This window comes from Plantibacter sp. AC185 (assembly GCF_979258065.1).
In genome coordinates, this window is the sequence record NZ_OZ409831.1 from 3,458,103 (window position 1) to 3,483,427 (window position 25,325).

At 69.7% G+C, this 25,325-nt stretch carries 22 protein-coding genes; 13 read left to right on the forward strand and 9 right to left on the reverse strand.

Going from position 1 to position 25,325, the window contains the following annotated elements; translation table 11 throughout:
• Positions 1-24 precede the first annotated feature (24 nt).
• Complete coding sequence (locus ACZZZB_RS16205; protein ID WP_463530245.1) at positions 25-1,797, forward strand: glycoside hydrolase family 3 protein; 1,773 nt, start codon at positions 25-27, stop codon at positions 1,795-1,797.
• Between the two features lie 347 nt (positions 1,798-2,144).
• On the opposite strand, the gene ACZZZB_RS16210 is transcribed toward ACZZZB_RS16205, so the two are convergent.
• Positions 2,145-3,167, reverse strand: coding sequence for a LacI family DNA-binding transcriptional regulator (locus ACZZZB_RS16210; protein WP_202938186.1), 1,023 nt, complete (start codon positions 3,165-3,167; stop codon positions 2,145-2,147).
• 25 nt (positions 3,168-3,192) lie between these two features.
• Entirely contained in the window at positions 3,193-4,269 is a 1,077-nt protein-coding gene (locus ACZZZB_RS16215; protein WP_202938185.1) for a carbohydrate kinase family protein, read from the reverse strand.
• 125 nt (positions 4,270-4,394) lie between these two features.
• On the opposite strand from ACZZZB_RS16215, the gene ACZZZB_RS16220 reads away from it, so the two are divergent.
• Both ACZZZB_RS16220 and ACZZZB_RS16225 read left to right on the forward strand, forming a co-directional pair.
• On the forward strand, positions 4,395-5,237 hold the full coding sequence (locus tag ACZZZB_RS16220; protein ID WP_202938184.1) for a class I fructose-bisphosphate aldolase: 843 nt from the start codon (positions 4,395-4,397) through the stop codon (positions 5,235-5,237).
• On the forward strand, positions 5,234-6,412 hold the full coding sequence (locus ACZZZB_RS16225; protein ID WP_463530246.1) for a Gfo/Idh/MocA family protein: 1,179 nt from the start codon (positions 5,234-5,236) through the stop codon (positions 6,410-6,412). The genes ACZZZB_RS16220 and ACZZZB_RS16225 overlap by 4 nt, the downstream gene beginning before the upstream one ends.
• Positions 6,413-7,102: 690 nt before the next feature.
• Here ACZZZB_RS16225 and ACZZZB_RS16230 read toward each other — a convergent pair.
• On the reverse strand, positions 7,103-7,429 hold the full coding sequence (locus ACZZZB_RS16230) for a GIY-YIG nuclease family protein (protein WP_124769757.1): 327 nt from the start codon (positions 7,427-7,429) through the stop codon (positions 7,103-7,105).
• A gap of 706 nt (positions 7,430-8,135) precedes the next feature.
• Here ACZZZB_RS16230 and ACZZZB_RS16235 point away from each other — a divergent pair.
• Together ACZZZB_RS16235 and ACZZZB_RS16240 are read left to right on the forward strand one after the other, a co-directional pair.
• Positions 8,136-8,687 (forward strand): GIY-YIG nuclease family protein, encoded by a 552-nt coding sequence (locus tag ACZZZB_RS16235; protein ID WP_463530247.1) that lies wholly within the window; start codon positions 8,136-8,138, stop codon positions 8,685-8,687.
• 39 nt (positions 8,688-8,726) lie between these two features.
• The gene (locus tag ACZZZB_RS16240; protein ID WP_463530248.1) at positions 8,727-9,668 is read left to right on the forward strand and encodes a linear amide C-N hydrolase; all 942 of its coding nucleotides are present in this window, start codon (positions 8,727-8,729) and stop codon (positions 9,666-9,668) included.
• A gap of 175 nt (positions 9,669-9,843) precedes the next feature.
• Here the strand turns inward: ACZZZB_RS16240 and ACZZZB_RS16245 are convergent, their stop codons facing one another.
• Together ACZZZB_RS16245 and ACZZZB_RS16250 are read right to left on the reverse strand one after the other, a co-directional pair.
• Positions 9,844-10,827, reverse strand: a complete 984-nt coding sequence (locus ACZZZB_RS16245) for a LacI family DNA-binding transcriptional regulator (protein ID WP_463530249.1) — start codon at positions 10,825-10,827, stop codon at positions 9,844-9,846.
• Positions 10,828-10,863: 36 nt separating this feature from the next.
• Complete coding sequence (locus tag ACZZZB_RS16250) at positions 10,864-11,592, reverse strand: SDR family oxidoreductase (RefSeq protein ID WP_064296395.1); 729 nt, start codon at positions 11,590-11,592, stop codon at positions 10,864-10,866.
• Positions 11,593-11,813: 221 nt separating this feature from the next.
• Between ACZZZB_RS16250 and ACZZZB_RS16255 the strand changes: the two genes are divergently transcribed.
• Both ACZZZB_RS16255 and ACZZZB_RS16260 read left to right on the forward strand, forming a co-directional pair.
• Positions 11,814-12,506 carry a nucleoside/nucleotide kinase family protein gene (locus tag ACZZZB_RS16255; protein ID WP_463530250.1) on the forward strand — a complete coding sequence of 231 codons (693 nt, stop codon included), beginning with the start codon at positions 11,814-11,816 and terminating at the stop codon, positions 12,504-12,506.
• Between the two features lie 85 nt (positions 12,507-12,591).
• Entirely contained in the window at positions 12,592-14,085 is a 1,494-nt protein-coding gene (locus tag ACZZZB_RS16260; protein WP_229939620.1) for a mannitol dehydrogenase family protein, read from the forward strand.
• Between the two features lie 529 nt (positions 14,086-14,614).
• Here ACZZZB_RS16260 and ACZZZB_RS16265 read toward each other — a convergent pair.
• The 3 genes from ACZZZB_RS16265 to ACZZZB_RS16275 all read right to left on the reverse strand — a co-directional run bounded on the left by ACZZZB_RS16265 (position 14,615) and on the right by ACZZZB_RS16275 (position 18,309).
• A complete protein-coding gene (locus ACZZZB_RS16265; RefSeq protein WP_463530251.1) occupies positions 14,615-16,132 on the reverse strand; it encodes an HNH endonuclease signature motif containing protein in 1,518 nt (505 codons plus the stop codon).
• A 186-nt stretch (positions 16,133-16,318) separates the two neighbouring features.
• Positions 16,319-16,939: a CPBP family glutamic-type intramembrane protease gene (locus ACZZZB_RS16270; RefSeq protein WP_463530252.1), complete on the reverse strand. Its 621-nt coding sequence runs from the start codon at positions 16,937-16,939 to the stop codon at positions 16,319-16,321.
• 161 nt (positions 16,940-17,100) lie between these two features.
• Positions 17,101-18,309, reverse strand: a complete 1,209-nt coding sequence (locus tag ACZZZB_RS16275) for an HAD-IA family hydrolase (RefSeq protein WP_463530253.1) — start codon at positions 18,307-18,309, stop codon at positions 17,101-17,103.
• A gap of 356 nt (positions 18,310-18,665) precedes the next feature.
• Here ACZZZB_RS16275 and ACZZZB_RS16280 point away from each other — a divergent pair, with 356 nt between their 5' ends.
• The 6 genes from ACZZZB_RS16280 to ACZZZB_RS16305 all read left to right on the forward strand — a co-directional run bounded on the left by ACZZZB_RS16280 (position 18,666) and on the right by ACZZZB_RS16305 (position 24,457).
• Positions 18,666-19,703, forward strand: coding sequence for a LacI family DNA-binding transcriptional regulator (locus ACZZZB_RS16280; protein ID WP_274500626.1), 1,038 nt, complete (start codon positions 18,666-18,668; stop codon positions 19,701-19,703).
• Positions 19,700-20,794, forward strand: a complete 1,095-nt coding sequence (locus tag ACZZZB_RS16285; protein WP_274500627.1) for a class I mannose-6-phosphate isomerase — start codon at positions 19,700-19,702, stop codon at positions 20,792-20,794. Before ACZZZB_RS16280 ends, ACZZZB_RS16285 begins: the two co-directional genes overlap by 4 nt.
• 130 nt (positions 20,795-20,924) lie before the next feature.
• Complete coding sequence (locus ACZZZB_RS16290) at positions 20,925-21,686, forward strand: ATP-binding cassette domain-containing protein (protein WP_079707372.1); 762 nt, start codon at positions 20,925-20,927, stop codon at positions 21,684-21,686.
• Positions 21,683-22,768, forward strand: coding sequence for an ABC transporter permease (locus ACZZZB_RS16295; protein ID WP_079707371.1), 1,086 nt, complete (start codon positions 21,683-21,685; stop codon positions 22,766-22,768). Before ACZZZB_RS16290 ends, ACZZZB_RS16295 begins: the two co-directional genes overlap by 4 nt.
• A gap of 135 nt (positions 22,769-22,903) precedes the next feature.
• Positions 22,904-23,899: an ABC transporter substrate-binding protein gene (locus ACZZZB_RS16300; RefSeq protein WP_056013014.1), complete on the forward strand. Its 996-nt coding sequence runs from the start codon at positions 22,904-22,906 to the stop codon at positions 23,897-23,899.
• A gap of 258 nt (positions 23,900-24,157) precedes the next feature.
• The gene (locus tag ACZZZB_RS16305; RefSeq protein WP_463530254.1) at positions 24,158-24,457 is read left to right on the forward strand and encodes a hypothetical protein; all 300 of its coding nucleotides are present in this window, start codon (positions 24,158-24,160) and stop codon (positions 24,455-24,457) included.
• A 38-nt stretch (positions 24,458-24,495) separates the two neighbouring features.
• On the opposite strand, the gene ACZZZB_RS16310 is transcribed toward ACZZZB_RS16305, so the two are convergent.
• On the reverse strand, positions 24,496-25,314 hold the full coding sequence (locus ACZZZB_RS16310; protein WP_463530255.1) for a class II fructose-bisphosphate aldolase: 819 nt from the start codon (positions 25,312-25,314) through the stop codon (positions 24,496-24,498).
• Positions 25,315-25,325: the final 11 nt, after the last annotated feature.

Here is a 25,325-nt window from a genome sequence, read left to right on the forward strand (position 1 = left end):
TCACTGACGAGAAACGGACCACCCATGAGCGAGCATGAACCGGCGCTGCCCTACCGCGACGCGAGCCTGCCGGTGGAGGACCGGGTGGAGGACCTCCTCGGACGGATGACCGTCGCCGAGAAGGCCGGCATGCTCTTCCAGACGATGATCGCCCCGGGGCCCATCGACGAGGCGAACCCGCACATGGGACTCGCGAGTGGCGAGCACATGATCGGCGAGCAGCTCATGTCCCACTTCAACGTCCTCGGCACCGCGCCCGACACGACGGCGCTCGCCGAGTGGACCAACGCTCTGCAGGAGCGCGCGTCGCGCACCCGACTCGGCATCCCGGTCACGCTGTCGACCGACCCGCGCAACCACTTCACCGACAACGTGGGGACGGCGGCCCGCGCGGGCGCCTTCTCGCAGTGGCCCGAGACGCTCGGCCTCGCGGCGATCGGATCGGTCGACCTCGTCGAGGCGTTCGCCGACACCGCGCGGCAGGAGTACCTCGCCGTCGGGATCCGGCTGGCGCTCCACCCGCAGGTCGACCTCGCGACCGAGCCGCGCTGGTCGCGCATCGGTGGCACCTTCGGCGAGGACGCCGAGCTCAGTGCCGAACTCGTCGCCGGCTACATCCGAGGGTTCCAGGGTGCCGAACTCGGGCCGCAGTCGGTCTCCACGATGACGAAGCACTTCCCGGGTGGTGGGCCCCAGCTCGACGGGGAGGACCCGCACTTCGCCTACGGGCGCGAACAGGTGTACCCCGGCGACAACTTCGACTACCACCTCATCCCGTTCCGCGCCGCGATCGCCGCCGGAGCCGCGCAGATGATGCCGTACTACGGCATGCCCGTCGGGACCGAACACGAGGAGGTCGCGTTCGCCTTCAACCACGGGATCATCACCGGGCTCCTCCGCGAGGAACTCGGCTTCGCAGGCATCGTCTGTACCGACTGGGGACTCGTCACCGACACGTCGATCATGGGACAGGACATGCCCGCACGGGCCTGGGGCCTGGAGCACCTCGACGAGCTGTCCCGGGTCGAGCGTATCCTGCAGGCCGGCTGCGACCAGTTCGGTGGCGAGGCCCGACCTGAGCTCGTCGTCGAACTCGTCGAGCAGGGACGTGTCACCGAGGATCGCATCGACGCCTCGGTGCGCCGACTGCTGCGCGAGAAGTTCGTGCTGGGGCTCTTCGAGCAGCCGTACGTCGACGCGGGCGCCGCGAGCGGGGTCGTCGGGCGCGCGGACTTCGTCGCCGCCGGCGAGGCCGCACAGCGCCGCGCGTTCACCGTCCTGACGAACGTGGCGGAGACGCTGCCGGTGCGCTCGCCGCGTCCGCGGTTGTACCTCGAGGGCGTCGATCCCGAGGTCGCGGGCGCGTACGGCGAGGTCGTCGCGGATCCGGCTTCGGCGGACGTCGCTCTCGTGCGCATGCAGACGCCGTACGAACCGCGGCCCGGCGGCTTCGAGGCCATGTTCCACGCAGGCTCCCTCGACATCCCGGCCGACGAGGTCGAGCGGTTGCGCGTGCTCGCGCTGACGGTGCCGACCGTGCTCGACATGCACCTCGACCGACCGGCGATCCTCACCGGGGTGGTGGACGCGGTCGCGGCGCTCGTCGCGAGCTTCGGCGGCAGTGATGCGGCGTTCCTCGACGTCGTCTTCGGTCGGGTGCTGCCGGAGGGCCGGCTCCCGTTCGACCTGCCGCGCTCGATGGCGGCCGTCGAGGCGAGTCGGTCCGACGTCCCCTACGACACCGAGGACCCGCTCTTCCGCTTCGGCCACGGTCTCACGTACCCCGCCGGTCCCTGAGCGCCTCTCCCGGTCCCTGAGCACCTCTTCCGGTCCCTGAGCTTGTCGAAGGGCGGTCCCGGAGCACCCGTCCCCGGTCCCCTGAGCACCTCTCCGGTCCCTGAGCACTTCTTCCGGTCCCTGAGCTTGTCGAAGGGCGGCGTCTTCTCGTGTGCCCTTCGACAGGCTCAGGGAGCGGTTCTCCGTCCGCGGTTTCTTCGTGCTCGGGGTCGCTTCCCACGGTCCGTGAATGCCCCTCCGGTCCCGGAGCACCTCTTCCGGTCCCTGAGCTTGTCGAAGGGTGGTCCGGGTGCACTTCTTCCGGTCCCTGAGCACCCGTCACCGGTCCCTGAGCTTGTCGAAGGGCGTCAGCGCTCGGAACCGCGCAGCTCCAGGCGCACGTCCAGGGTGTGGGTCACGGGTGGGCCCGCCTCGCCGGCGATGAGTCCGAGGAGGGTCTCCGCCGCGACCCGGCCCATGAGCGCCACGTCCTGCGCCACCACCGACACCGCCGGGGACACGAGCGGTGCCGCCTCGAAGTCGTCGAACCCCACGAGCGGCAGCCGGTGCCCGGCCGTCGCGAACGCCTGCATGGCCCCGATCGCGGCCCGGTTGTTCGCTGCGAACACCGCGTCGACCTCGCCCGACGCCAGGAACCCCGCCACGACCGCCGCAGCGTCCTCGACGGAGTGTGCGCCGTCGGAGACGATCGGCTCGATCGGACCCGTCCCCGTCGCGCCGCCGAGATCGGCCTCGGCGAGCGCCCGGTGGTAGCCGGCCAGTCGCTCGCGCATCGTGTACAGCTCGAGTGAGTCGCCGAGGAACGCGACCCGACGTGCACCCGCGGCGAGCATGGCCGCGGTCGCCCGGGTCGCCCCGCCCGCGTTGTCGGCGAGCACCGTGTGCACCTCGACCGACTCGAGCGGCCCGGTCGGTCGGTCGACGAGCACCATCGGGACGTGCACGATCGTGCTCGTGGCCCAGGACGTGGTCGCCTGCCGTGGTGGCACGACGACGAGGCCGTCCACGCGTTGTGCGACCAGCCGGTCGACGAGCAGCCGGTGCCGGCCGGCGTCCTCCTCGGAGCTCGCGGACATCAGCAGGTAGCCGTGTTCCGTGCACACGCGCTCCACCGAGCGTGCCAACACCGAGTAATAGGGGTTCGCCAGGTCGCTGATGATCAGCCCGATGACCTTGCTCGACCGGCCGGGCCGGATGCTCGCGGCCGCCAGGTTGTGTCGGTAGCCGAGGGCCTCGATCGCCGCGCCGATCCGTTCCGACAGCTCCTGGTTGATGTTCGTCGCGCCGTTCACGTACCGCGACACCGTCTTCAGCCCGACCCCGGCTGCCGCGGCGACATCGTTCATGGTCGGGGGTCGGGAGCTGCGCATGCTCACCATCCTGGCGTATGGGGGATCATGCGATCGGCTCGCCCGCCCCCGCGACCGCGAAGAGCCCGCTGAGTCCGGGGCGCAGTCGGGTGATCTCGGCCGCCGTCGGACGGCGTCCCGCGATCGTCGCTGCGGCACTCGCGCCCGCGAGTTCGGCCGCTTCCGCCGGTGCGGCACCGTGTGACATCGCGAAGAGCAGGCCGGCGGTCGACGCGTCCCCGGCGCCGTTGGTCGACACGAACGCGGGTGCGGGGACGGGCGGCGCGACGAGGTCGACGTCGGCCCAGGCCTCGGCGAGCGGTGCGAGCATCCGTCCGCCCGAACGCAGGCGGTCGACACCGGCGGCCCGGAGGAGCAGACCGTCCTCGCCGGCCGAGATCGCCACGACCCCGGCACCCCAGGCGAGCAGCAGGTCGGCGAACGCCGCCGCTTGGGCCAGGGGCGATGCGCTGGTCCCGGCGGGTAGGCGGAGCGTGCCGAGCGCCGAACGCAGGTCGTCGACGCTCGGACTCACGATGTCGGTCAGCGGCAGGGTGCGCCGGAGGATCGCCTCCCAGTCCAGATGACCGACGGCGCTCGTGGGGTCGACGACGGCGAGGTCCATCGAGGTGGTGGCACCGTGTCGGTGGATCCGTTCGAGCAGCCTCGCGAGGGGCGCCGCGTCGTCGGCGACGATCCCGGGGAGCAGCGGGGGATAGCCGAGGTGGACGAGGTCCGCGTCGCCGACGGCCAGGTGCTCGCCGGTGAACACCTCGTTGGCACCGGTGTGGTGCCAGAAGGTCCGGTCGAGGCCGGCGGGCTCGACGACGACGCTGTAGGAGGTCGCGGCCCGGTCGGTGACCTCGAGCGCCGGGTGCAGCCGCTCGTGCGCGGCGATGCGCGACGCGACGATCGCGCCGAGCTCGTCGTCGCCGACGGTCGCGTGCAGGCGGACCGTGCTCCCGAGGTCGGCGAGGGCCAGGCCGGTGTTCGCGACGCAGCCGCCGAGGGAGATGCGGAGCGGGCCGGTGTCGATGAGGGCGCCCGGATCGATTCGTGCGCTCGCGCTCAGCCCTGGCGACAGGTCGACGCAGATGTGACCGGCGACGACGATCTCGCCCATGGACCCTCCGTTCTTCGCCCCGGGGCTGACCCGACGCAAGCTAGACAACGTTGTCTCAGGCCACTACTGTGACACACCGAGGGACGATTCGGAAACCCTCCCCGTCACGATCAGGAGCCGCCGCAATGTCGCTGTACCGCCTCAATCGTCTCTTCAACGCCCGATCCGGTCGCGCGCTCGACGTCGCCGTCGACCACGGGTTCTTCGGCGAGCGTTCGTTCATCACCGGTATCGAGGACATGGGCGAGGTCGTCCGCACCCTCGTCGCCGCGGGCCCGGACGCCGTCCAGCTGACCCTCGGCCAGGCCCGTCTCCTGCAGCAGGTCCCCGGCAAGGACAAGCCGGCGCTCGTCCTGCGGACGGACGTCGCGAACGTCTACGGCAACCCGCTCGACTCGATCCTCTACAGCCACCACGTGCCGCACGCGATCGAGGAGGCCGTCCGGCTGGACGCCGTCGCCGTGTGCGTCAACCTCATGCAGATCCCCGACCACCCCGAGGTCCGTGAGGCGAACATCCGCTCGATCATGGCCCTGCGCCGCGAAGCGACCCGGTACGGGATGCCGCTCATGATCGAACCGCTCGTCATGCAGGACAACACGACGGCCGGCGGGTACCAGGTTGACGGCGACATCGAGAAGATCGTCACCCTCGTGCGCCAGGCGGTCGAACTCGGCGCGGACCTCATCAAGGCCGACCCGAGTAGCGACATCACCGAGTACCCGCGGGTCGTGCAGGTCGCCGGAGACATCCCCGTCCTCGTCCGCGGCGGCGGTCGCGTCGACGACCGGACCCTGCTGGAGCGCACGGTCGCCGTCCTCGACGCGGGGGTCAGCGGCATCGTCTACGGCCGCAACATCATCCAGCACGAGCATCCGGCCGCCATCACCGCGGCACTCATGGCGGTGCTGCACGACGGCGCCGACGCCGATGCCGGCCTCGCGATCCTCGAGGCGGCTCGCGCATGAGCGCCGACCAGGTGACGGCCGACCGGGCGACGGCGGAGCGCGTCAACGTCGCGATCATCGGCGGCGGACTCATGGGGCGCGAGATCGCAGCCGCCATCCAGCGGTGGCCGGCACTCATCGACCACCCGGTGCGACCGCGACTGACGGCCGTCTGCGACATCAACCCGGCGGCGCTCGACTGGTTCGACGAGATCGACACGGTCGTCACGAAGACCACGGACTACCACGAGCTGCTCGCCGACCCGTCGGTCGACGTCGTCTACGTGGCCGTGCGTCACGACCTCCACGAGCAGATCTACACCGACGTCATCCGAGCCGGGAAGGGTCTCCTGGCGGAGAAGCCGTTCGGGATCGACGCGGCGGCCGCGCAGTCCGTCCTCGCGGCGATGGCGGAGCACCCGGAGAGCTTCGTCCGGTGTTCGAGTGAGATGCCGTTCTTCCCGGGAGCGCAGCTGGCGATCGACTACGTGCGGTCCGGGGCGCTCGGCACGATCGTCGAGGCGCGCAACAGTTTCCTGCACTCGAGTGACATCGATCGGGGCAAGCAGATCAACTGGAAGCGCCAGACGCAGTTCTGCGGTGAGGCCGGCGTGATGAACGACCTCGGGATGCACACCTGGCACGTGCCGCTGCGGCTCGGCTGGGCACCCGAGAGCGTGTACGGGGTGCTGCAGAACATCGTCACCGAGCGTCCCGGCCCCGACGGTTCGCTCGTGCCATGCGACACCTGGGACAACGCCGTGCTGCACAGCTGGGCGACCCACGACGGTGTCCGCTTCCCGCTGGCGACCGAGACGAAGCGCATCGATCCCGGACAGAAGAACACGTGGGAGTTCGAGGCGATCGGTCTCGACGGCGGGGTCCGGTTCAGTACGAAGAACCCGAAGCTCGTCGAGGTGTTCGCGGTGCGGGACATCCCGGGTGGCGGTCGGGAGCAGGTGTGGCAGCAGCTTGACGCAGGCAGCCAGTCGGTCTGGCCGACGGTGACCGGGCCGAACTTCGAGTCCGGTTTCTCCGACACGATCCTCCAGATGTGGGCCGTGTTCCTCGCCGAGCGACACGGCTCCCTCGGCGACCGGTTCGGGGCGGCGCGCCCCGAGGAGGCGGCGCTCACCCACGACATCTACCGAGCGGCGATCCGCTCCCACGAGGAGGCTCGCGCGATCGCGCTGTGACGTGCGCATCGGCTGGGAGGCCACCCGATCGTCTCCCAGCCGAACGCCCTTCGCCGGTCCGCTCCCGGAGCGTGTCGAAGGGCGCTCCCTGTTCGCTCACCTGTCCGCTCGCCTCTCTGATCCCTGAGCCTGTCGAAGGGTTGTCCGCTCGCCTGTCTGGTCCCTGAGCCTGTCGAAGGGCGGTCCCTGACAGCCCAACCGTTCGGTCCCTGAGCTTGTCGAAGGGCGGGGTCTGTCCGTGTGCCCTTCGACAGGCTCAGGGACCGGGGTTGGAGTCGGTCGTTTCTGAAGGGTCGGTCCTTGTCCGCTCACCCAGCCGGTCCTTGCCGGCCCAACCGATCGGTCCCTGAGCTTGTCGAAGGGTGGGGTCTGTCCGTGTGCCCTTCGACAGGCTCAGGGACCGGGGTTGGAGTCGGTCGTTTCTGAAGGGTCGGTCCTTGTCCGCTCACCCAGCCGCTCCTTGCCAGCCCAACCGTTCGGTCCCTGCCGGCCCACCCGTTCGGTCCCTGAGCTTGTCGAAGGGTGGGCTCTGTTCGTGTGCCCTTCGACAGGCTCAGGGACCGGGGTCGGAGTCGGCCGTTTCTGAAGGGTCGGTCCTTGTCCGCTCACCCAGCCGGTCCTTGCCAGCCCAACCGTTCGGTCCCTGAGCTTGTCGAAGGGCGGGGTCTGTCCGTGTGCCCTTCGACAGGCTCAGGGACCGGCCACCGGGTCCGTTCCGGGTTCTGGATCGCGCCATGCGGTGATCCGCGAGCAGCTGAGGCGCGGGAGGTCGTCGAACCGCCCGTCGATCACTGCTTGCTTCTTCGCCCGGCTCCACCCCTGAAGACGTTTCTCGATGAAGAATGCGTCGTCCACGCGGTCGTACTCGGCCGACCAGACGAGTGTGACGGGCAGTCGCTCGCGGGTGTAGGTCGCTCCGAGGCCGTCCATGTGCTCGGCGACTCGTCGAGCGAGGTCGATGGTGCTGCCGGTGTAGAAGGATCCGTCGGCGCATTTGAGGATGTAGACGTGGGGCATCCGGGAAGCCTCGCAGGACCTCGATCCTGTCGGTCTGCGCTGACGTCCGACGGTGGACGCTCTCGGATCACAGGGGAGTTGTGGAGGACCGTCGCTCGACCCTGCCGCTTCGCCCGTTCGGTCCCTGAGCTTGTCGAAGGGTGGGGTCTGGCCGTGTGCCCTTCGACAGGCTCAGGGACCGGGGTTGGAGTCGGTCGTTTCGTTCGCCCGTCCGGTCGGTCCCTGCCAGCGCAACCGTTCGGTCCCTGAGCTTGTCGAAGGGTGGGGTCTGTCCGTGTGCCCTTCGACAGGCTCAGGGACCGGGGTTGGAGTCGGTCGTTTGTTCGCTCACCCAGCCGGTCCCTGCCGGCGCAACCATTCGGTCCCTGAGCTTGTCGAAGGGCGGGGTCTGGCCGTGTGCCCTTCGACAGGCTCAGGGACCGGGGTTGGAGTCGGTCGTTTTGTTCGCCCGTCCGTTCGGTCCCTGCCGGCGCAACCGTTCGGTCCCTGAGCTTGTCGAAGGGCGGGCTCTGTTCGTGTGCCCTTCGACAGGCTCAGGGACCGGGGTTGGAGTCGGTCGTTTTGTTCGCCCGTCCGGTCGGTCCCTGCCAGCCCAACCGTTCGGTCCCTGAGCTTGTCGAAGGGCGGGGTTTTGCCGTGTGCCCTTCGACAGGGTCAGGGACGGGGGTTGGAGGCCGGTGTCGGCGGGGTGGGGGACACTCGGGAGATGCCCCACAGACGATGCGTACAACCCGGGTGTGACGCCGCGGCACCGGTCGACGCGCCCGTCGCGCTCTGCGAGGATCACCTGGCCCTCGCCGCCGACTGGGCGGGACGTCGTTGGGGTGTCGTCGACGCCCTGCCGTCGCCGTGCATCATGTGCGGCTCGCGGCTCGGCCGTCACTACCCGTCCGCTTGGTTGTGCGCCGCGTGCGAGTGGCGGCAGGGGGACGTGCCCGACGACGACCTCGCCCGGCCGCGGATCGACGTCGTCTACTACCTCCGTCACGGCGACCGCGTGAAGATCGGCACCACGACGAACCCTCGCCAGCGGTTCGCCGCGATCTGGCACGACGAACTGCTCGCCCTCGAACGCGGCGACCGGCACGTCGAGCGTGCGCGTCACGAACAGTTCGCCCGCGAGCGCCTCGAACGCTCCGAATGGTTCACGGGGTCGCCCCGACTGCTCGCCCACATCGCCTCGGTCGCCCGCGACGTCGACCCCTGGGACTGCTATAGCCGCTGGCTCAGCGAGGCGGCGGCACTGCGTGGGCGATAGCCCCTCCGTCGAGCACCGCGCTCGGAGTACGCTCAGCGCGTGTGCACTCGAATCTTCTGGAACGACAACGCGGTCGCCAAGACGGTCAGCCGCTGCATGGACTGGTCGGAGAGCGACGAACCCGAGCTGTGGTTCGTCCCGAGCGGTACCGACCGAGGTGGCACGGGCGACGCCACCTCGCACCGGTGGACCTCCCGGTACGGCAGTGTCGTCACGAGCATGTGGGGGATGGGGACCGTCGACGGCCTGAACACGGCGGGCCTCGGAGCACACGCACTGTATCTCGACCCGGAGGACGTGACGTTCGCCGAGCCCGACGGCCGTCCGACGGTCTCGAACGCGCTGTGGGTGCAGTACCTCCTCGACACCTATGGGTCGGTCGCCGAAGCGATCGCCGACATCGACACCGTCCGCATCACGTCCCCGATGTTCCGCGGCCTCCAGATGGGGATCCACATCGCCATCGAAGACGCCTCGGGTGACTCCGCGGTCATCGAGCCGATCGACGGCCGGCTCGTCGTCCACCACGGCCGCGAGTTCACCGTGATGGCGAACTCGCCGAGCCTCGACGAGCAGATCGCCAACCGCGACCGCTACCGCCCGTTCGGTGGCGAGCTCCCGCCTCCCGGGGACATCACCTCGGTCGACCGGTTCGTCCGCGCGTCCTACTTCCTCCACTACCTGCCGGAGCCGGCGGACACCGTTGAGGCGGTGGCTGGTGTGTTCCAGCTCATCGCGAACGTGTCGGTGCCGTATGGCGCGCCGTACTCGACGGGCGACGTGTACCCGACGTGGTGGCGGGCCGGGGCGGACCTCACGAACCGGGTGTACTACTTCGGCTCGACACGGAGTCCGAACATCTTCTGGATCGAGCTCGACGAACTCGCGGACGTCGGCGAGGTCCGTCGCCTCGACCCGCGCGACCCGAGCCGCGTCGGCGACCAGACGGCGGAGCTCGCGCCGGCGACGTTGAGCTACTAGGCCGGCCGGTTTCGTTTCCCGAGCCGGTCGAGTGTTCGGGGCGTTCGCGTGGCGCCCTTCGACAGGCTCAGGGGCCGAGATGGTTCAGGGGCCGGGGACTTGACGGCTAGTCCGGGGACTTGACTGCTAGGCCGGGGACTTGACGGCTCGGCCGGGGCGGCTCGGAGCCGGCGACTCAGCGCACCGCGGGCGCGGCCCGGCATGAGTCGCGCTCGACGAGGTGCACCGGGAGGACCGTGCTCCGGCGGTATCGCGCGTCGGGGCGGTCGAGGCGATCGATGATCCGTTCCGCAGCGAGTCGGCCGAGGGCCTCCGGGTCCTGCGTGATCACGGACACCGACGGTCGCAGGAGCTCGGCCAGGGGGAAGTCGCCGAACGCGACGAGTGGGAGCGGTTGCTCGGCGAGTGCGGGCAGCAACGCCATCGTGCAGACGGCGTTCGACGAGAAGAGAGCAGTCGCCTGCGAGTCGATCGCCGCCAGCGCACGCGCCGCCCCTTCGCGGGTCGCCGCACCGAGGGCGATGAGCTCCTCGTCGGCGGGCAGCCCGGCTTCGGTGAGTGCCGCCCGGTACCCGCGCAGCCGCTCGGCGGTCGTCGGCAGAGCCAGCTCGTCGCCGACGAAACCGATCCGGCGGTGGCCGTGCTCGACGAGGTGGGTCGTCGCCGTGAACGCTCCACCGAAGTCGTCCTGCGTGAACGCGTCGGCAGCGAGCCCGCCTGGCGCGCGGTCGACGAACACGAACGGCGTCCGCGACGCCCATGCACTCAGCGAGCTCTGGTCGTCGCTGATCGGCGCGAGCACCACTCCGGCCAGCTGACGCCGGAGCATCGGCTCGAGGACCGCGCGCTCGCGGTCCGGGTCGTCGCCGAGGCTCGTCACGAGCGTCGACATGTCGTGATCGCGCGCCGTCCGCTCCACCGCACGCGCGATCTCGGCGAAGAACGGGTCGACGATGTCGGGGACGGCGACCCCGATGACCGACGGGCGGCCCGAGCGGAACGCCGTCGCGAGGGAGTTCGGCACGTAGTCGAGCTCCCGCATGATCGACTCGACCCGTTCTCGGGTCGCCGGGAGGACGTGCGGGTCGTCGTTGAAGACCCGTGAGACCGTCTTCGCGCTCACGCCGGCGGCTGCGGCGATCTGGCGCATCGTGGCCATGCTCGGGTCCCTCCCGTTCGGTCCTGCCGGATCGGGTCAGCGCGCGGTGTAGCCGCCGTCGATCGGCAGCGAGACGCCGGAGATCATGCCGGCGGCGTCGCTCAGCAGGAAGGTGATCGGGCCGGCGATGTCGTCCTCGGTGGCCCACTTGCCGAGCGGCATCGCCTCGAGGAAGGGGCCTTCGATGTCGGGGCGACCCCAGTACCAGGCGGACATCGGCGTCATCACGACGGTCGGGTTGACGGCGTTCACCCGGATGCCGTACTTCCCGAGTTCCAGGGCCGAGACCCGCGTGATGTTGTCGAGCGCGGCCTTCGACGAGCCGTAGGAGATGTGGCCGGAGAGTGCGACGAGGCTCGCCTGGCTCGAGACGTTGACGATCGCCCCGCCGCGCTCTTGGCGGATCATCTCGCGGGACGCGTACTTGGTGACGAGCAGCGACCCGCGTGCGTTGATGCTGATGACCTTGTCGAACACGTCGATGTCGGTCTCCTGTGGGGAGGCGATCTCGCCGCCCCAACCTCCGGAGTTGACGACGCCCCAGATGTCGCGTCCCTCGATCGCGTCGCGGATGCTGTCCTCCGAGGTGAGGTCGAAGGGCAGTGGTTCGGCGCCCGTCTCGGCGGCGATGGCGTCGAGGTGCTCGACGTTGCGACCGGAGGCGATCACCTGCGCGCCCGCTGCCACGAGGTGGCGGACGGTCGCGCCGCCGATGCCGCCGCTCGCTCCCGTGACGAGGATGGTGCGGCCGTTGAAGTCAGTCATGAGGTGGTCCGATCGACGTGATGAGGCCCGTGCGTCGGTGCACCGGGTCGGGAGCATCATAACCACGGAATGGCAACCATGTCACCCGTGACATGAATTTCACCAGCAGATCATGACACCGGTGACATCCGGTGTTGACACACGCATCCCCTGGACCTACCGTGAGTCGGGCGACGGCGCGTCCGCGACCGGTCGGCTCCCAGGAGAGGTCAGGCATCACGATGAGCGGCATCACGATCGGGACCGACCTCGACGGCCTCATCGATCACGCCCGCTCGCTCGCCACCACCGGGTCCCGCAGGATCCTCGGGATCGTCGGTGCGCCCGGTGCGGGTAAGTCGACCGTCAGCGACGCGCTCGCCGCCGCGCTTGGCGACCAGGCCGTCATCGTCGGGATGGACGGCTTCCACCTCGACAACGCCGAGCTCGTCCGCCTCGGGCGACGCGACCGCAAGGGCGCGCCCGACACCTTCGACGTCGACGGCTACGTCGCACTGCTGTCCCGCCTCGCCCGTGCCGGACGCACCGCCGATTCGCCGGGCACACCGATCTACGCACCCAGGTTCGACCGCTCGCTCGAGGCGTCGATCGGCAGCGCCGTCCTCGTCCGCCCCGAGGTGCCGCTGGTGATCACGGAGGGCAACTACCTCCTGTTCGACGACCACGGCTGGCAGGGTGTCGCCGCGCATCTCGACGAATCCTGGTACGTCGACGTGGACGACGAGGTCCGCCGCGACCGACTCATCGCCCGACGCCTCGGTCACGGACACCCGCGCGACGAGGCCGAAGCCTGGGTGCTCGGCGTCGACGAGCCGAACGCCCGCCTGGTCGACGCGACCAAGCAGCGCGCCACCCGCATCGTCACGCTCGACGCGTCGACGCCGGTGGAGACCGAGTCCACCCACGGCGTCTGATCCACCCTGCAGTCGCAGCACCCTCGACCCGCACCACCCTCGACCTGCACCACCCGGAACCCGCTCACCGACGAGAAGGCACCACATGACCCAGCTCTCCGACGCCACCCTCACCGCTCTCGATGAGCGGGTGGCCGTCCCCGCCTATGACCGCTCGGCCATCCGACCCGGCATCGTCCACTTCGGGGTCGGCGCCTTCCATCGTGCGCACGGGGCGATGTTCGTCGACCGCGTGCTCGGGCTCCCCAGCGACGAACACGCGTCCTGGGGGCTCGTCGGCGTCGGCACACTGGCCGGTGACGCCGCCATGCGGGACGCACTCGGTGCTCAGGACCGGCTCTACACGCTCGTGACGACGAGTCCGGACGGCGAGGTCGAGGCGCGCGTCGTCGGGTCGATCGTCGAGTACCTGTTCGCTCCCGACGACCCGGAAGCGGTCCTCGCCCGCGTGAGCGATCCGTCGACGCGGATCGTGTCGCTCACGATCACCGAGGGCGGCTACGGAGTGAACGACGCGACCGGGGCCTTCGAGCCGAGTGACGGTGCGACGCTCGCGGACCTCGACGGTCTGCCGGCGGGCGCGGTGCCGCAGAGCCCACTCGGCTTCATCACGGCGGCCCTCCGTGCCCGGCGCGACGCCGGTGCGGTCCCGTTCACGGTCATGTCCTGCGACAACATCCAGGGCAACGGGCACGTCGCCCGGACGGCGATCCTCGCGTTCGCCGAGCGGATCGACCCGGCGCTCGCCGCCTGGATCGGTGCCGAGGTGCGGTTTCCGAACTCGATGGTGGACCGCATCACGCCGGCGACGACGGACGAGCAGCGGGCGTTCGTCTCCGAGCGGTTCGGGATCGACGACCGCTGGCCGGTGCTCTCGGAATCGTTCGAGCAGTGGGTGCTCGAGGACGACTTCTCCGACGGCCGTCCGCCGTACGAGCAGGTGGGCGTGCAGCTCGTGGAGGACGTCGAGCCGTATGAGCTGATGAAGCTCCGGTTGTTGAACGCCTCCCACCAGGCGATGAGCTACCTCGGGTTGCTGGCGGGGGAGACGTACGTGCACGACGTCTGCCGTGACGAGCTGTTCTCGCGGTTCCTTCTCGGGTACATGCATGAGGAGGCGAGGCCGACGCTCGCGCCGGTCCCGGGGATCGACATCGACGCGTACTGTGCGGAGCTGATGCGCCGGTTCGGCAGTGAGGCGATCAAGGACACCTTGGCGCGGCAGATCGTCGACGGTTCGGAGCGCATCCCGAAGTTCCTGCTCCCGGTCGTCCGTGAGCAGTTGCGGACCGGCGGCGGGATCGCGCGCTCGGCGCTCGTGCTCGCGGCGTGGAGTCGATTCATCGAGGGTGTCGGTGATGATGGGCGGGAGCTTGCGCCGGTCGACCGGCGGTTGGCCGAGTTGCAGGCGGCCGTCGCGCAGGAGGCGGAGCGCCCTGGGGCGTTCCTCGACCTGGAGGTCGTGTTCGGCGACCTCGGATCGGACGCGCGGCTACGCAAGGCGTTCATCGCGGCGCGAGCACGGCTGGCGGACGTCGGTGCGCGGGCGGCGGTCGAGGAGGTCGTCGCCGCAGGGTGACCCTGCGGCGGCCGGCCGGTGCCTCGTGGGCCCTTCGACCGGTTGAGGGGGCGCTCGGTCGCTGAGTCGTCCCCGTCCTCGAGTGCTGGTGGTTCCCGTCTCGGTCCCTGAGCTTGTCGAAGAGCAGGTTCGAAGGCTGTTCGTGTGCCCTTCGACAGGCTCAGGGACCAGGGTGGCCGGGTTGTCGAGGACGGCGTCGGTCGCTGAGCGTGTGCGAGGCAGGGCGGTTCCCGTCTCGGTCGCTGAGCTTGTCGAGGCAGAGTGGTTCCTCGTGAGCCCTTCGACAGGCTCAGGGAACGGCGCCCCGGATGCGGAGCCTGCGTTCGGCTGGCGGGCGTGTCGAGACGTCATGGTGTCCCGTCTCGGTCCCTGAGCTTGTCGAAGGGCAGGTATGACGGTTCGTCGTGGGCCCTTCGACAGGCTCAGGGACCGGGTACCCGACTGCCGGGCTTGCCGGGCAGGGTGGTTCCCGTTTCGGTCCCTGAGCTTGTCGAAGGGCAGGGGTTGCGGGCAGACGGGTGCCATGCGTTCAGGCGGCGAGGTGGATTCGTCCGCCTCGGATGGGGGTTTGGTGTCGGTCGATGTGGCTGGGTGGGATGAACCAGGGGATGCCGTTTTGGATGGTGATGGTCCAGTGGTCGTCGTGGATGCGGTGGTGGTGGAAGGGGCAGAGGAGGATGCCGTTGTCGAGGTTGGTGGGGCCGCCTTGGGACCACCAGGTGATGTGGTGGGCTTCGGTGAAGGATGGTGGGTGGGTGCAGCCGGTCCAGGCGCAGCCGCCGTCGCGTTCGGCGAGGGCGAGTTTTTGTCCGCGGGTGAAGAGGCGGGTGCTGGTGCCGAGGTCGAGGACCAGGGATGGGCCGCTGAGGATCATGGGGATGAGGTTGGCGTCGGCGGCGAGGCGGCGGAGGGCGCCAGCTCCGATGGGTTCGTCGATGCCGTCGATGGTGGCGGTGCCGAGACCGGTTTCGAGGGTGTTGTGGTCGGTGCGGATGATGACGGTGACGGGGGCGAGTTCGGTGGCGGCGGCGTTGCAGCCGGCCAGGTGGCGGAAGGTCTCGGTGAGGGCGATGGCGCGCCGTCGGTCGATGGGGATGAGTGACGGCCCGTCGGGCATGGGTTTCCCGGATCCGTCGGGTTGGTCGGCGGGGTCGGCCGTGTCGGGGTTGATGAAGTGGGGTTTGCGGTGGGTGGCGCCGATGAGGGCGTCGAGGCCGGCGCGGATGAAGGCGGCGCTTTCGGGGGCGAGTTCGGCGCGGAGGAGGGTCATGCCGGTGGGGAGTTCGTGGATGGTGCAGCGTTCTGCTCGGCGGAGGAGTTCGTCGCGGGGTTCGCGGCCGTCTTGGTCGAGGCGGGTGCGGACGAGTTTGGCGATGCGGGTGACGTCCTGCAGTGGCGCGTGGGTGGCGTGCTCGACCGCGATCACCGACGCCGCTTGCAGTTCGCCTCTGCTGCAGATGCGGCCGGCGTTGCGGAGCTCCCGGACGATGACCGCAGCACCATCCACGCTGAGGGGTGAGCGTGGGCTGCCGAGGGCAGTGGACGCGTCACCATCCGTGGTGGCCGACGAGGATGACCCGCTGGGCCCGTCGGCCTGGGCGGTCGTGGCGTCGGAACCGGGTGCCGGTTCGAGGGCGGCAGCGACCGTGGGGAACGGGCATTCCTCCAACTCGCCGAGCAGCCCGCGCGGCTGCGTGATGGCGGCACCGACCTCCGCGATCGCTGCGCCGCGGGCGCGTGCCACCCGCCACCGCTCGGACACCATGACGCCCGGGTTCGCGTAACCAGCGGCGCGCACGAGCGTGCCGTCGCGGCGGGAAGGCGACGGGCGCAACGCGATCGCGCCGACGACGCGGGCGGCGAGGACCTCGACCGCGTGCTGCACGGCACCGAGCTCGTCCAGGACCCGGAGGACCGCCTCGTCGTTCATGTTCTCGAGCTGCTCCGCGACACCTGCACCGGGACGGATCGCGTCGAGCGCGCCCTGCCAGACCGCATCGAACCCGGCCGCGGCGGCGGCGAGCGGGTTCGGTGCGGTGCTGGTCATGGATCCATCCAAACACGGACCACTGACATTCGAGCGCGCACTGAATCGGTCCCTGATCTGGGTATTTATCCAACAGTTGATGTTTCCTCGGGGTGCCCTTCGACAGGCTCAGGGACCGGCGATGACGCGGTCGTCAAGCCGGTCGAGGTGCTCGCCGATGGTCGCGTTCGGACGTGCGGCCTGACCTCACGCGAAGACGAAGTAGAACGACAGGTGCAGCGTCAGGATGAGGTGCATCGTCGTGAACCGGCGACGGAGCCACGCGAGCAGGAGTCCGAGCGCGAGCATGCTCAGTGCCGGGAGCGGGTTCGGCACGAGCCCGAACTTGTCGGGGAGCAGGATGACGTGTCCGAGGGCGAACAGGACGGCGACGGCGGGGATGACCGCGCGCGACGGCAAGCGCGCGGCGAGATGGCGTTGCAGGAGTCCGAAGGTCAGGTAGTCCTGCCAGAACACCGAGACGGTCATCCAGAAGATGTAGAGCAGTACGGGGAACTCGAGCTCGTAGTGCAACGGCAACGCGAGCGCGAGCGCGACCGGGATGACGTACAGGAACCGCCGCCGAGACGGTGCGAAGAGTTCACGGGTGTGGGTGCGCTGCAGGATGGCGATGGCGATCACCAGGAGGCCGGCGATCAGGGACTCGAGGAACACCACGAGGGTCTCCTCCTGCACCACGAGGCGCACAGGGCCTCGGTCGGTGATACCCGGGGTCAGGCACCACAGGGTGAACCACGCCGCGGCGAGGGCCAGTGCGGAGAACGGGCGGAGGGGTCGGCGGGAGGGAGCGTCTGTAACGATCGACATAGCAGTCGATATGTTAGCAGTGTTATTTCAGATGCAAGACAAGAATGGCGGTCGCAACTGCCCGAGGCAGCGGTGGAGAACGAACCGTCGTGGCGGGGGAGTCGTCGCGATCGAGGATGTGTTCGGAGGCCCGTCGACAGGCTCGGGGAGCGGGGCGCTGCTCAGCCGAGCGACGCCGGGACGAGCCGGAACCCACCCTCGGCGACCGGCTCGAGCCGCAGTTGGAAGAGACCGTCGATCACGAGGTCCGCATCGAGTTCGTGCGCCTCGTGCGTCCCCGCGATGCCGACTGTCCAGCAGCCGGCGGCACGCGCTGCGGCGAGCCCGGCCGGTGCGTCCTCGAACACGACGCACGGCTGCGACTCCATGCCCAGCCGGGTGCGTCCGAGCAGGAATGGTTCGGGGTCCGGCTTGCCCTTCGTGACGTCGTCGAAGGTCACGACGACCTCCGGCCGCACGAGGCCGGCGGCCGCGATCCGGTTGCCGGCGATGAGCCTCGTGCCACTCGTGACGATCGCCTTCGCGTCGTCGCCGAGCGCTGCCAGAGCCTCCGCCGCCCCCGGGAGCGCGATGACGTCGGCGACCTCGTCGGCCTCGATCTCGATGATCCGTGCGAGCGCTCCGGCGACCTGCTCGGGCGGGAAGATCGCGGCGAGCACCTGGGCGGCGGGCTGGCCGTGTCCCGCGGCGAGCAGGTCGCCCTCGAGGCCGTACTCGCGGGCGAGCTGCGCCCACGACCGGTTCACCGCCGGCGTCGAGTCGATGAGGGTCCCGTCGAGGTCGAAGAGCCCGGCGGCGAAGACCTGGTCGAAGATCGGCGCGGAGGCCTCGATGGTCCGTCCGAGCCCGAGCGCGCGTTGGACGGCGGCGAGCTGCTGCGAGGTGGACAACGCCGCTTCGATCGACAGGTGCTCGATGGCGGGTGGGGTGTCGGTGGACGGGTCCACGATGTGCGTGTCCCGCTCGGCACCGCGTTCGGCCCGGCGGGCTGCGAGCGTGGCGGCATCGGCGTGCAGCCAGACGACCTTCGGGACGAGCCCGGCGGCCTCGACGAGCGCGTCCCATTCGGCGCCGCCGCGGAGCTCTGCGGTGAAGGGTGCGACGAGCACCGCGCCGACACCGCTGTCGCGTTGGTCGGCGAGGACCGCTCGCAGGGCCGCGTACCGTGCCGGGCGCATGGTCGGGCGCAGCTTCGCGTCGTTCCAGTGGAGCGGTTCGGCGCCGTCGGGATCGGTCACCGCACCGAGACCGTCGAGCAACGGATTGGTGATGGTGTCGAGGTCGAGGAGCGGGAGTCGGAGGGCCCTGGCGAGCTCACGTCCGAGGGTGGTCTTGCCGCTTCCGGCTGCTCCTGCGACGACGACGATCACGCTGACTCCTCGATGATTCCGGGGTGGCGACCCGCATCCGAGGGGTCTGAACGCCTCTTCGATGCGAGTTCCAAATGAATTTGATCTCTTTCAGACAACGTTGCTTGACAACGTTGTCGGTCTGCGGTCAGTATAGGCGCACGAAGGAACGACGGGGTTCTGCAGCTGCACCACCCCGACCGATGACAACGCTGTCAGGAGGTGGAGCCCATGGGCACCTGCAACCCCGCGATCACCGCGACCAGTCCGACCCGGACACATGCGCACGTCCCGTCGCTCCGGACCGGCTGCGACGTCCGACCCGTTCCGCTTCCCGTCAGGGGGACCCGCTGATGCGGCCGCCCGGGATCAAGGATGTGGCTGCGCAGTCCGGCGTCAGCATCAAGACCGTCTCGCGGGTGGTGAACGGCGAACCGTCCGTGCACCCCGAGACCCGAAGCCGCGTGCTCGAGGCGATCGATCGCCTCGGGTACGTGCCCAACACGGCCGCCCGTTCTCTGAAGTCCGGCACCGGTGGCGCGATCGGCGTCCTCATCGATTCGCTCGCCGACCCGTTCTTCGCCTCGCTCGTGAGCGCCATCGAGGCCCGTGCGCTCAAGGAGGGCCTCAGCGTCCTCGTGGCGAGCACCGGGCTCGACGAGGGGCGCGAGCGCGACCAGCTGACCGGGTTCATCGCCGGCCACCAGGTCGCCGGCGTCATCATCGCCCCGGTCGCCGCGGAGCTGCCCTACCTCGAGGCGTTCCGGAACGTGACGCCAGTCGTGGCCGTCGACCGTCCGCTCGCCGCCTTCGACAGCGTCGTGGTCGACGACTACGCCGCCACCCAGCTCGCGATCCGCCAGTTCGTCGAGCTCGGCCACACCCGCATCGCCTTCTACGACCGGGACGAACGCTTCCTCACCATCCGTCGGCGCTACCAGGGCTACACCGACGTCCTCGCCGAGGCCGGCATCGACCTCGACCCGTCGCTCGTCTCCTGGACCATCGACGGCTCGCTCGATTACGCCGCCGAGACGGAGCGCCTGCTCGGACTCGAGGACCCGCCCACCGCCTTCTTCGCGTCGAACGCGAAGGCGGCGATCGGTCTGACGACCTCCCTGCACCGCATCGGGCGGGAGGGGACGGCGCACATCGCGTTCGGCGACTTCACCCTCGCCGACGTCCTGCGACCGGCCGTCAGCTGCATCAACCAGGACCCGTTCGTCATCGGTACCGCCGCCATCGAGCGACTCCTCGAACTGCGCGAATCGCCGGCCGACGAACCGCGCGAGTGGGTCGTCCCGACCTCCCTGGTGTCGCGTGGTTCCGGAGAGATCCCCGGCCCGGCACAGCGTCACATCGTGGACGCGCGCACCGCGTCCACCACGAGCATGGTCGGAGGACCAGCAGCATGAGCACGACCCAGCCCACGACGCTCGCCCAGCCGACGCGACTCGCGCCGAACCTCATCGAGCACTTCTACCGCGGCGGCGACCGCATCGCCGGCCTGCGCGGCATCGAGCAGCAGAGCGAGTTCCAGCCGGAGGAGTGGCTCGGAGCGACCGTGAGCCGCGCCGACCAGGAACCCGGCGGCGCCATCGGCCTCGCCCGCACCGTCGACGGCGTCCTCCTCCGTGACCTCGTCGCGGCTGACCCGGAGCAGTGGACCGGCGCGGGACAGGACCACGGCACCGACGCCGCCGACACCGGCATCCTCGTCAAGCTGCTCGACGCGCGTCAGCGGCTCCCCGTCCACGTGCACCCGGACCGGGCGTTCGCCGCCTCCCACCTCGACTGCGCCTACGGCAAGACGGAGGCCTGGTTCATCCTCGACGCCGAGCCCGGTTCGGCCGTCCATCTCGGATGGAGCGAGGACGTGGACCCCGACGAACTCGACCGCCGTCGCGACGCCCAGGACAGCGAGTGGATGCTGTCGCACATGAACCGGATCGTCGTCGAGCGCGGCATGGGCATCCTCGTCCCGGCCGGCACGGCCCACGCGATCGACGGCGGCATCTTCCTCGCGGAGGTGCAGGAACCGACCGACCTCTCCATCCTCCTCGAGTGGTCCGTCACGACCTCGACCCGCGACGAGTCCCACCTCGGCCTCGGATTCGAGACCGTGATGGGCGCGGTGTCGACGACGGCACTCCCGCAGTCCGAGATCGAACACCTCGTCGTGCTGCACGACCTCGATGCCCGGACGGACGCGCCGGTGTCGCTGTTGCCCGCGGCCGCCGACCCCTACTTCCAGCTCTTCGCTGTGGCGCCCGGCACCGACGGCAGCGCACCCGTGGACGCCGGCTTCTCGGTCGCCCTCGCACTCACCGGCGCTGGCGCACTGGTCTCTGAGACCGGCGCCGAGGCCGTCGAGTTCTCCGCCGGAGAGGTCTTCGCCGTCCCGGCCGGGTTCGGGCCCTGGACCGTCAGTGGTTCCGGCACCGTGCTCGCCGCCGGCCCCGGTGTGGGCTGGCCGGCGACCCTCGCATCGGGAGGCATCCGATGACGCCACCCCTCGACGCAGGACCCACGATCACGCAGCAGCTCACCACACACCACCGCCCCGAACGGCGGTACGACAGCCACCACACGCCGGACCCGTCCACCGGGGCCGGCTGGAAAGGAACGAGAACGACATGACGACTCCCGTCTTGGAGGCCAGAGGCCTCACCCGGCAGTTCGGGCACGTCCGCGCCCTCGACGAAGCGGACTTCGAGGTCTACCCCGGCGAGGTCACCGCCCTCATCGGCGACAACGGAGCGGGCAAGTCCACCTTGGTCAAAGCCCTCTCCGGCAACCTCGCGGTCGACAGCGGCGTGATCAAGTTCGAAGGCGAACCGATCACCCTCACCTCGCCCATGCAGTCGAGCGCGCTCGGTATCGAGACGGTCTACCAGGACCTCGCCCTCGCGCCCCACCTCGACCCCGTCCAGAACGTCTACCTCGGCCGCGAGATCATGCGGCCCGGCCTCGGCGGGCTGCTCGGCCTCATGAACGTCAAGGAGATGAGCAAGCAGTCGCGGCACGCCTTCGACGAACTCGGCGCGACCGTCCGCTCACTCACCGACCCGGTGGGCGCGATGTCCGGTGGGCAGCGCCAGGCGATCGCCATCGCCCGCGCGGTGCACTGGGCCAACAAGGTCGTCTTCCTCGACGAACCGACGGCCGCCCTCGGCGTCCGCCAGACGAAGAACGTGCTCGAGACGATCCGCCGGGTGCGCGACAAGGGCATCGCGGTCGTCTTCATCAGCCACTCGATGCCGCACGTCATGGAGGTGTCCGACCGCGTGCAGGTGCTGCGGCTCGGCCACCGCGCGGCGACGGTCGACACGAAGGACACGAACATGGAAGAACTCGTCGGTCTCATGACCGGTGCCAGCACGAGGAACGTCGCATGAGCGCGGTGAAGCAGGCCGAGATGGGGCCGGAGACGACCGCCATCGAGACGGCCAAGGATCGGGAGACCCCGATCAGGAAGCTCTTCAAGGCCCAGGCCTTCCAGATCTTCATCGTCCTCCTCGTCGTCATCGCGATCTTCTCCGCGATCGCGCCCGACACCTTCGCGCAGCTGTCCAACCTGCGGCTCGTCGTGCAGAACGCCTCGATCCTCGCGGTGCTCGGCGTCGGCATGACCTACGTCATCATCACCTCCGGCATCGACCTCTCGATCGGATCCGTCCTCGTCTTCTCGGGCGTCGTGTCTGCGACGACGATGCGGGCCATGGGCGGCGACGACTGGGGGACCGCGATCGTCGGCATCATCGTCTCGATCGGCGTCGGCATCCTCTGGGGCACGTTCAACGGCATCCTCATCTCCAAGGCGAAGGTGCCGCCGCTGATCGTCACCCTCGGTAGCCTCGGCATGGCGCTCGGCCTCGCCCAGATCCTCACCGGCGGTGTCGACATCCGCGAGGTGCCGTCGGTCCTCACCGACTCGATCGGGTACGGCAACATCTTCGGCGCGGTTCCGATCATCTCGGTCATCGCCCTCGTCGTCGTCATCATCGGTGCGCTCGTCCTCCACAAGACGAAGTTCGGCCTGTACACCTACGCGGTCGGCTCGAGCGAGGAGGCGGCACGACGCGTCGGCGTGAAGGTCGACCGTCACCTCATCCGCATCTACGCGATCTCCGGAGGCCTCGCGGGTCTCGCCGGCATCCTGTCGCTGTCGCAGTTCGGCACCACCGCGATCGCCGGTCAGTCGCAGACGAACCTGAACGTCATCGCCGCGGTCGTCATCGGTGGCACCTCGCTCTTCGGTGGCTACGGGACGATCTTCGGCACCGTCGTCGGTCTGTTCATCCCCGCCGTCCTCCAGAACGGATTCGTCATCACCGGCGTGCAGCCCTTCTGGCAGCAGGTCGCGGTCGGCGCCGTCCTCATCCTGGCCGTCTACGTCGACCAGGTCCGCCGTTCCTCCGCAGCCCGCGGTGGATCCACGAGCTTCTGGCGAGCCCTCGTCAGCAGGAAGAAGAAATAGAGCTGCTGATCAACCAGGCGGCGTCCACCAGGCGAAGCCCTCGTCAGCAGGAAGAAGAAATAACCCCTACACAGATCAACACCCCCCCCGCACCATCCCAGTAGTCCAGCAGTTCAAGAGAAACGGGTAATCACAATGAAGTGGAAGAAGTCAGTTCTCGGAGTCCTCGCGCTCGGCGCGTCGGCAGGCCTCATGCTCACCGGTTGTTCCGGTGGCGCGAGCTCGGGCGGCAGCAGCGCAGGCGCAGGTTCCGACGGCTACAAGATCGCGTTCATCCAGGGCGTCGCAGGCGACGAGTTCTACATCTCGATGCAGTGCGGTATCGAATCGGCGGCGAAGGACGCCGGCGCGACGGTCACGACCCAGGGTCCGGAGAAGTTCGACCCGACGCTGCAGAAGCCGCTCGTCGACTCGGTCGTCGCCTCGAAGCCGGACGCGATCCTCGTCGCTCCGACCGACGTGAAGGCCATGGAGGCCCCGCTGAAGGCTGCGGCCGACGCGGGCATCAAGGTCGTCCTCGTCGACACCACCGTCGACGACCCGTCGTTCGCGGTCTCGCAGATCTCGAGCGACAACAAGGGCGGCGGCGCTGCGGCGTTCGACGCGATCAAGGAAGCGCACCCCGAGGGCGGCAAGGTCCTCGTGGTCTCGGTCGACCCCGGCATCTCGACCACGGACGCCCGTGCCGAGGGCTTCCAGGAAGCGGTGAAGGGCGATGACAAGTTCACCGACCTCGGCGTGCAGTACAGCCACAACGAGCCGTCCACGGCTGCCGAGATCGTGACCGCGGCGCTCCAGAAGGACCCCGACATCGTGGGCATCTTCGCAGCGAACCTGTTCGCGGCCGAAGGTTCCGCGACCGGTGTCAAGCAGGCCGGCAAGGAGGACTCGGTCACCATCGTCGGGTTCGACGCGGGTCCCGCCCAGGTCAAGCAGCTGAAGGAGGGCACCGTCCAGGCGCTCGTCGCTCAGGAGCCGGCCACCATCGGCAAGGACGGCGTCGCCCAGGCGATCGCAGCACTGAACGGTGACAAGGTCGAGGCCAAGATCGAGACCGGCTTCACCATCATCACGAAGGACAACGTCGACGGCGACGCGAAGGATGCCGTCTACCAGTCCAAGTGCGGCTAGGCCTGCTGGCCACCCCGCACCACCAGACCGCGACGGCGTCGGAGCATCGAGCTCCGGCGCCGTCGCGCTGCGTCCGGCAGGATGTCCGCCCGGGCGTTGCCGTTGCCTGCGCGACCGGCGGCAGTCCTCCGAGCCCGACCCGGTCCTGGAGCGCGAGCCCCGACCCGGTCCCTGAGCTTGTCGAAGGGCGACAGGCTCGACGGCAAGCCGGTCCGCTCCGCCTCGACGCCACCCTCCACGGGGTGCGAGAATCGCGACATGACCCAGGTGATCGTCGCGGCGACCGCGGTGCGCCGGCTGTCCGACGATGCTCCGGGACGGATCGAGGCCGAGGTCGTCGATGCAGCGGGGCGAGCCCACCGCCTGGTCATCACGGTCCCCGAACGCGCGAGCCGTGCGGTCACCGCGTCGACCGACGTTCCGTTCCGACTCGGGCTCCGGGCCGAGTACGTGCGTATGGAGGGACGGGCCGTGGTGATCCGGTTCGCGGACGGCGTCACCACCGCCGAGGGCCTCGGCGGGGTCTGTCTGGACCCGGACATCGTCCACTGGTTGTGAACGACTCGATCGACTGACGGTCGGGTCGGCGACGAGTCCTATGCGACGAGGGTGAGGAGCCGCGCGACCTCGGCGGCGACGGCGTCGCGCGCCGGGCCGAGGTACTTCCGCGGGTCGACGAGTGACGGGTCCGCGTCGAGGCGCTCACGGACGGCTCGGGTGAAGACGCCGTTGATGTGGGTCGAGATGTTGATCTTGCGCATGCCCGCGTCCACCGCCCGCACGAGGTCCTCGTCGCTCACGCCGCTCGAACCGTGCAGGACGAGCGGGACGGGGACGGCTGCCGCGAGTTCGCGGATGAGGCCGAAGTCGAGGGTCGCGCTCCGCGACGTCATCGCGTGCGAGCTGCCGACCGCGACCGCCAGGCCGTCGACGCCGGTGCCCGCGACGAACGCCACGGCCTCACCGGGGTCGGTCCGGACGCCGGGCGTGTGTGCGCCACCCTTGCCGCCGATCGCCCCGAGTTCCGCCTCGACCCACACGCCCTGCGCCTGAGCCGCGCGGGCGACCGCTGCGGTGCGCTCGCGGTTCTCCTCGTCGGGGAGGGTCGCCGCATCGAACATGACCGAGGTGAATCCGAGCCGTACCGCCTCCTCGACGAGCGCCTCGTCCTCGGCGTGGTCGAGGTGTACGGCGGTCGCGGTGCCGGTCTCGCGTGCGAGCTCCAGGCTCGCGAGCCCGATCGGCGCGAGGCCGCCGTGGTACTTCGCCGCGTTCTCGGAGACCTGCAGGATGACGCCGCGGCCCGCGAGCTCCGCGCCGCGGAGGATGGCCTCGCCGTGTTCGAGTTGGACGACGTTGAAGGCGAGCACGGCGCGCTGTGCGTCGAGGAGCGCGGCGGTGGAGACGAGCGTCATGGTTGTTCCTC

Excerpts from the sequence above, each read along its gene's own strand:
- ACZZZB_RS16205 (WP_463530245.1), top strand. The coding sequence starts at position 25 with ATGAGCGAGCATGAACCGGCGCTGCCCTACCGCGACGCGAGCCTGCCG.
- ACZZZB_RS16210 (WP_202938186.1), bottom strand. The coding sequence starts at position 3,167 with ATGCGCAGCTCCCGACCCCCGACCATGAACGATGTCGCCGCGGCAGCC.
- ACZZZB_RS16215 (WP_202938185.1), bottom strand. The coding sequence starts at position 4,269 with ATGGGCGAGATCGTCGTCGCCGGTCACATCTGCGTCGACCTGTCGCCA.
- ACZZZB_RS16220 (WP_202938184.1), top strand. The coding sequence starts at position 4,395 with ATGTCGCTGTACCGCCTCAATCGTCTCTTCAACGCCCGATCCGGTCGC.
- ACZZZB_RS16225 (WP_463530246.1), top strand. The coding sequence starts at position 5,234 with ATGAGCGCCGACCAGGTGACGGCCGACCGGGCGACGGCGGAGCGCGTC.
- ACZZZB_RS16230 (WP_124769757.1), bottom strand. The coding sequence starts at position 7,429 with ATGCCCCACGTCTACATCCTCAAATGCGCCGACGGATCCTTCTACACC.
- ACZZZB_RS16235 (WP_463530247.1), top strand. The coding sequence starts at position 8,136 with ATGCCCCACAGACGATGCGTACAACCCGGGTGTGACGCCGCGGCACCG.
- ACZZZB_RS16245 (WP_463530249.1), bottom strand. The coding sequence starts at position 10,827 with ATGGCCACGATGCGCCAGATCGCCGCAGCCGCCGGCGTGAGCGCGAAG.
- ACZZZB_RS16250 (WP_064296395.1), bottom strand. The coding sequence starts at position 11,592 with ATGACTGACTTCAACGGCCGCACCATCCTCGTCACGGGAGCGAGCGGC.
- ACZZZB_RS16255 (WP_463530250.1), top strand. The coding sequence starts at position 11,814 with ATGAGCGGCATCACGATCGGGACCGACCTCGACGGCCTCATCGATCAC.
- ACZZZB_RS16260 (WP_229939620.1), top strand. The coding sequence starts at position 12,592 with ATGACCCAGCTCTCCGACGCCACCCTCACCGCTCTCGATGAGCGGGTG.
- ACZZZB_RS16265 (WP_463530251.1), bottom strand. The coding sequence starts at position 16,132 with ATGACCAGCACCGCACCGAACCCGCTCGCCGCCGCCGCGGCCGGGTTC.
- ACZZZB_RS16270 (WP_463530252.1), bottom strand. The coding sequence starts at position 16,939 with ATGTCGATCGTTACAGACGCTCCCTCCCGCCGACCCCTCCGCCCGTTC.
- ACZZZB_RS16285 (WP_274500627.1), top strand. The coding sequence starts at position 19,700 with ATGAGCACGACCCAGCCCACGACGCTCGCCCAGCCGACGCGACTCGCG.
- ACZZZB_RS16290 (WP_079707372.1), top strand. The coding sequence starts at position 20,925 with ATGACGACTCCCGTCTTGGAGGCCAGAGGCCTCACCCGGCAGTTCGGG.
- ACZZZB_RS16295 (WP_079707371.1), top strand. The coding sequence starts at position 21,683 with ATGAGCGCGGTGAAGCAGGCCGAGATGGGGCCGGAGACGACCGCCATC.
- ACZZZB_RS16300 (WP_056013014.1), top strand. The coding sequence starts at position 22,904 with ATGAAGTGGAAGAAGTCAGTTCTCGGAGTCCTCGCGCTCGGCGCGTCG.
- ACZZZB_RS16305 (WP_463530254.1), top strand. The coding sequence starts at position 24,158 with ATGACCCAGGTGATCGTCGCGGCGACCGCGGTGCGCCGGCTGTCCGAC.
- ACZZZB_RS16310 (WP_463530255.1), bottom strand. The coding sequence starts at position 25,314 with ATGACGCTCGTCTCCACCGCCGCGCTCCTCGACGCACAGCGCGCCGTG.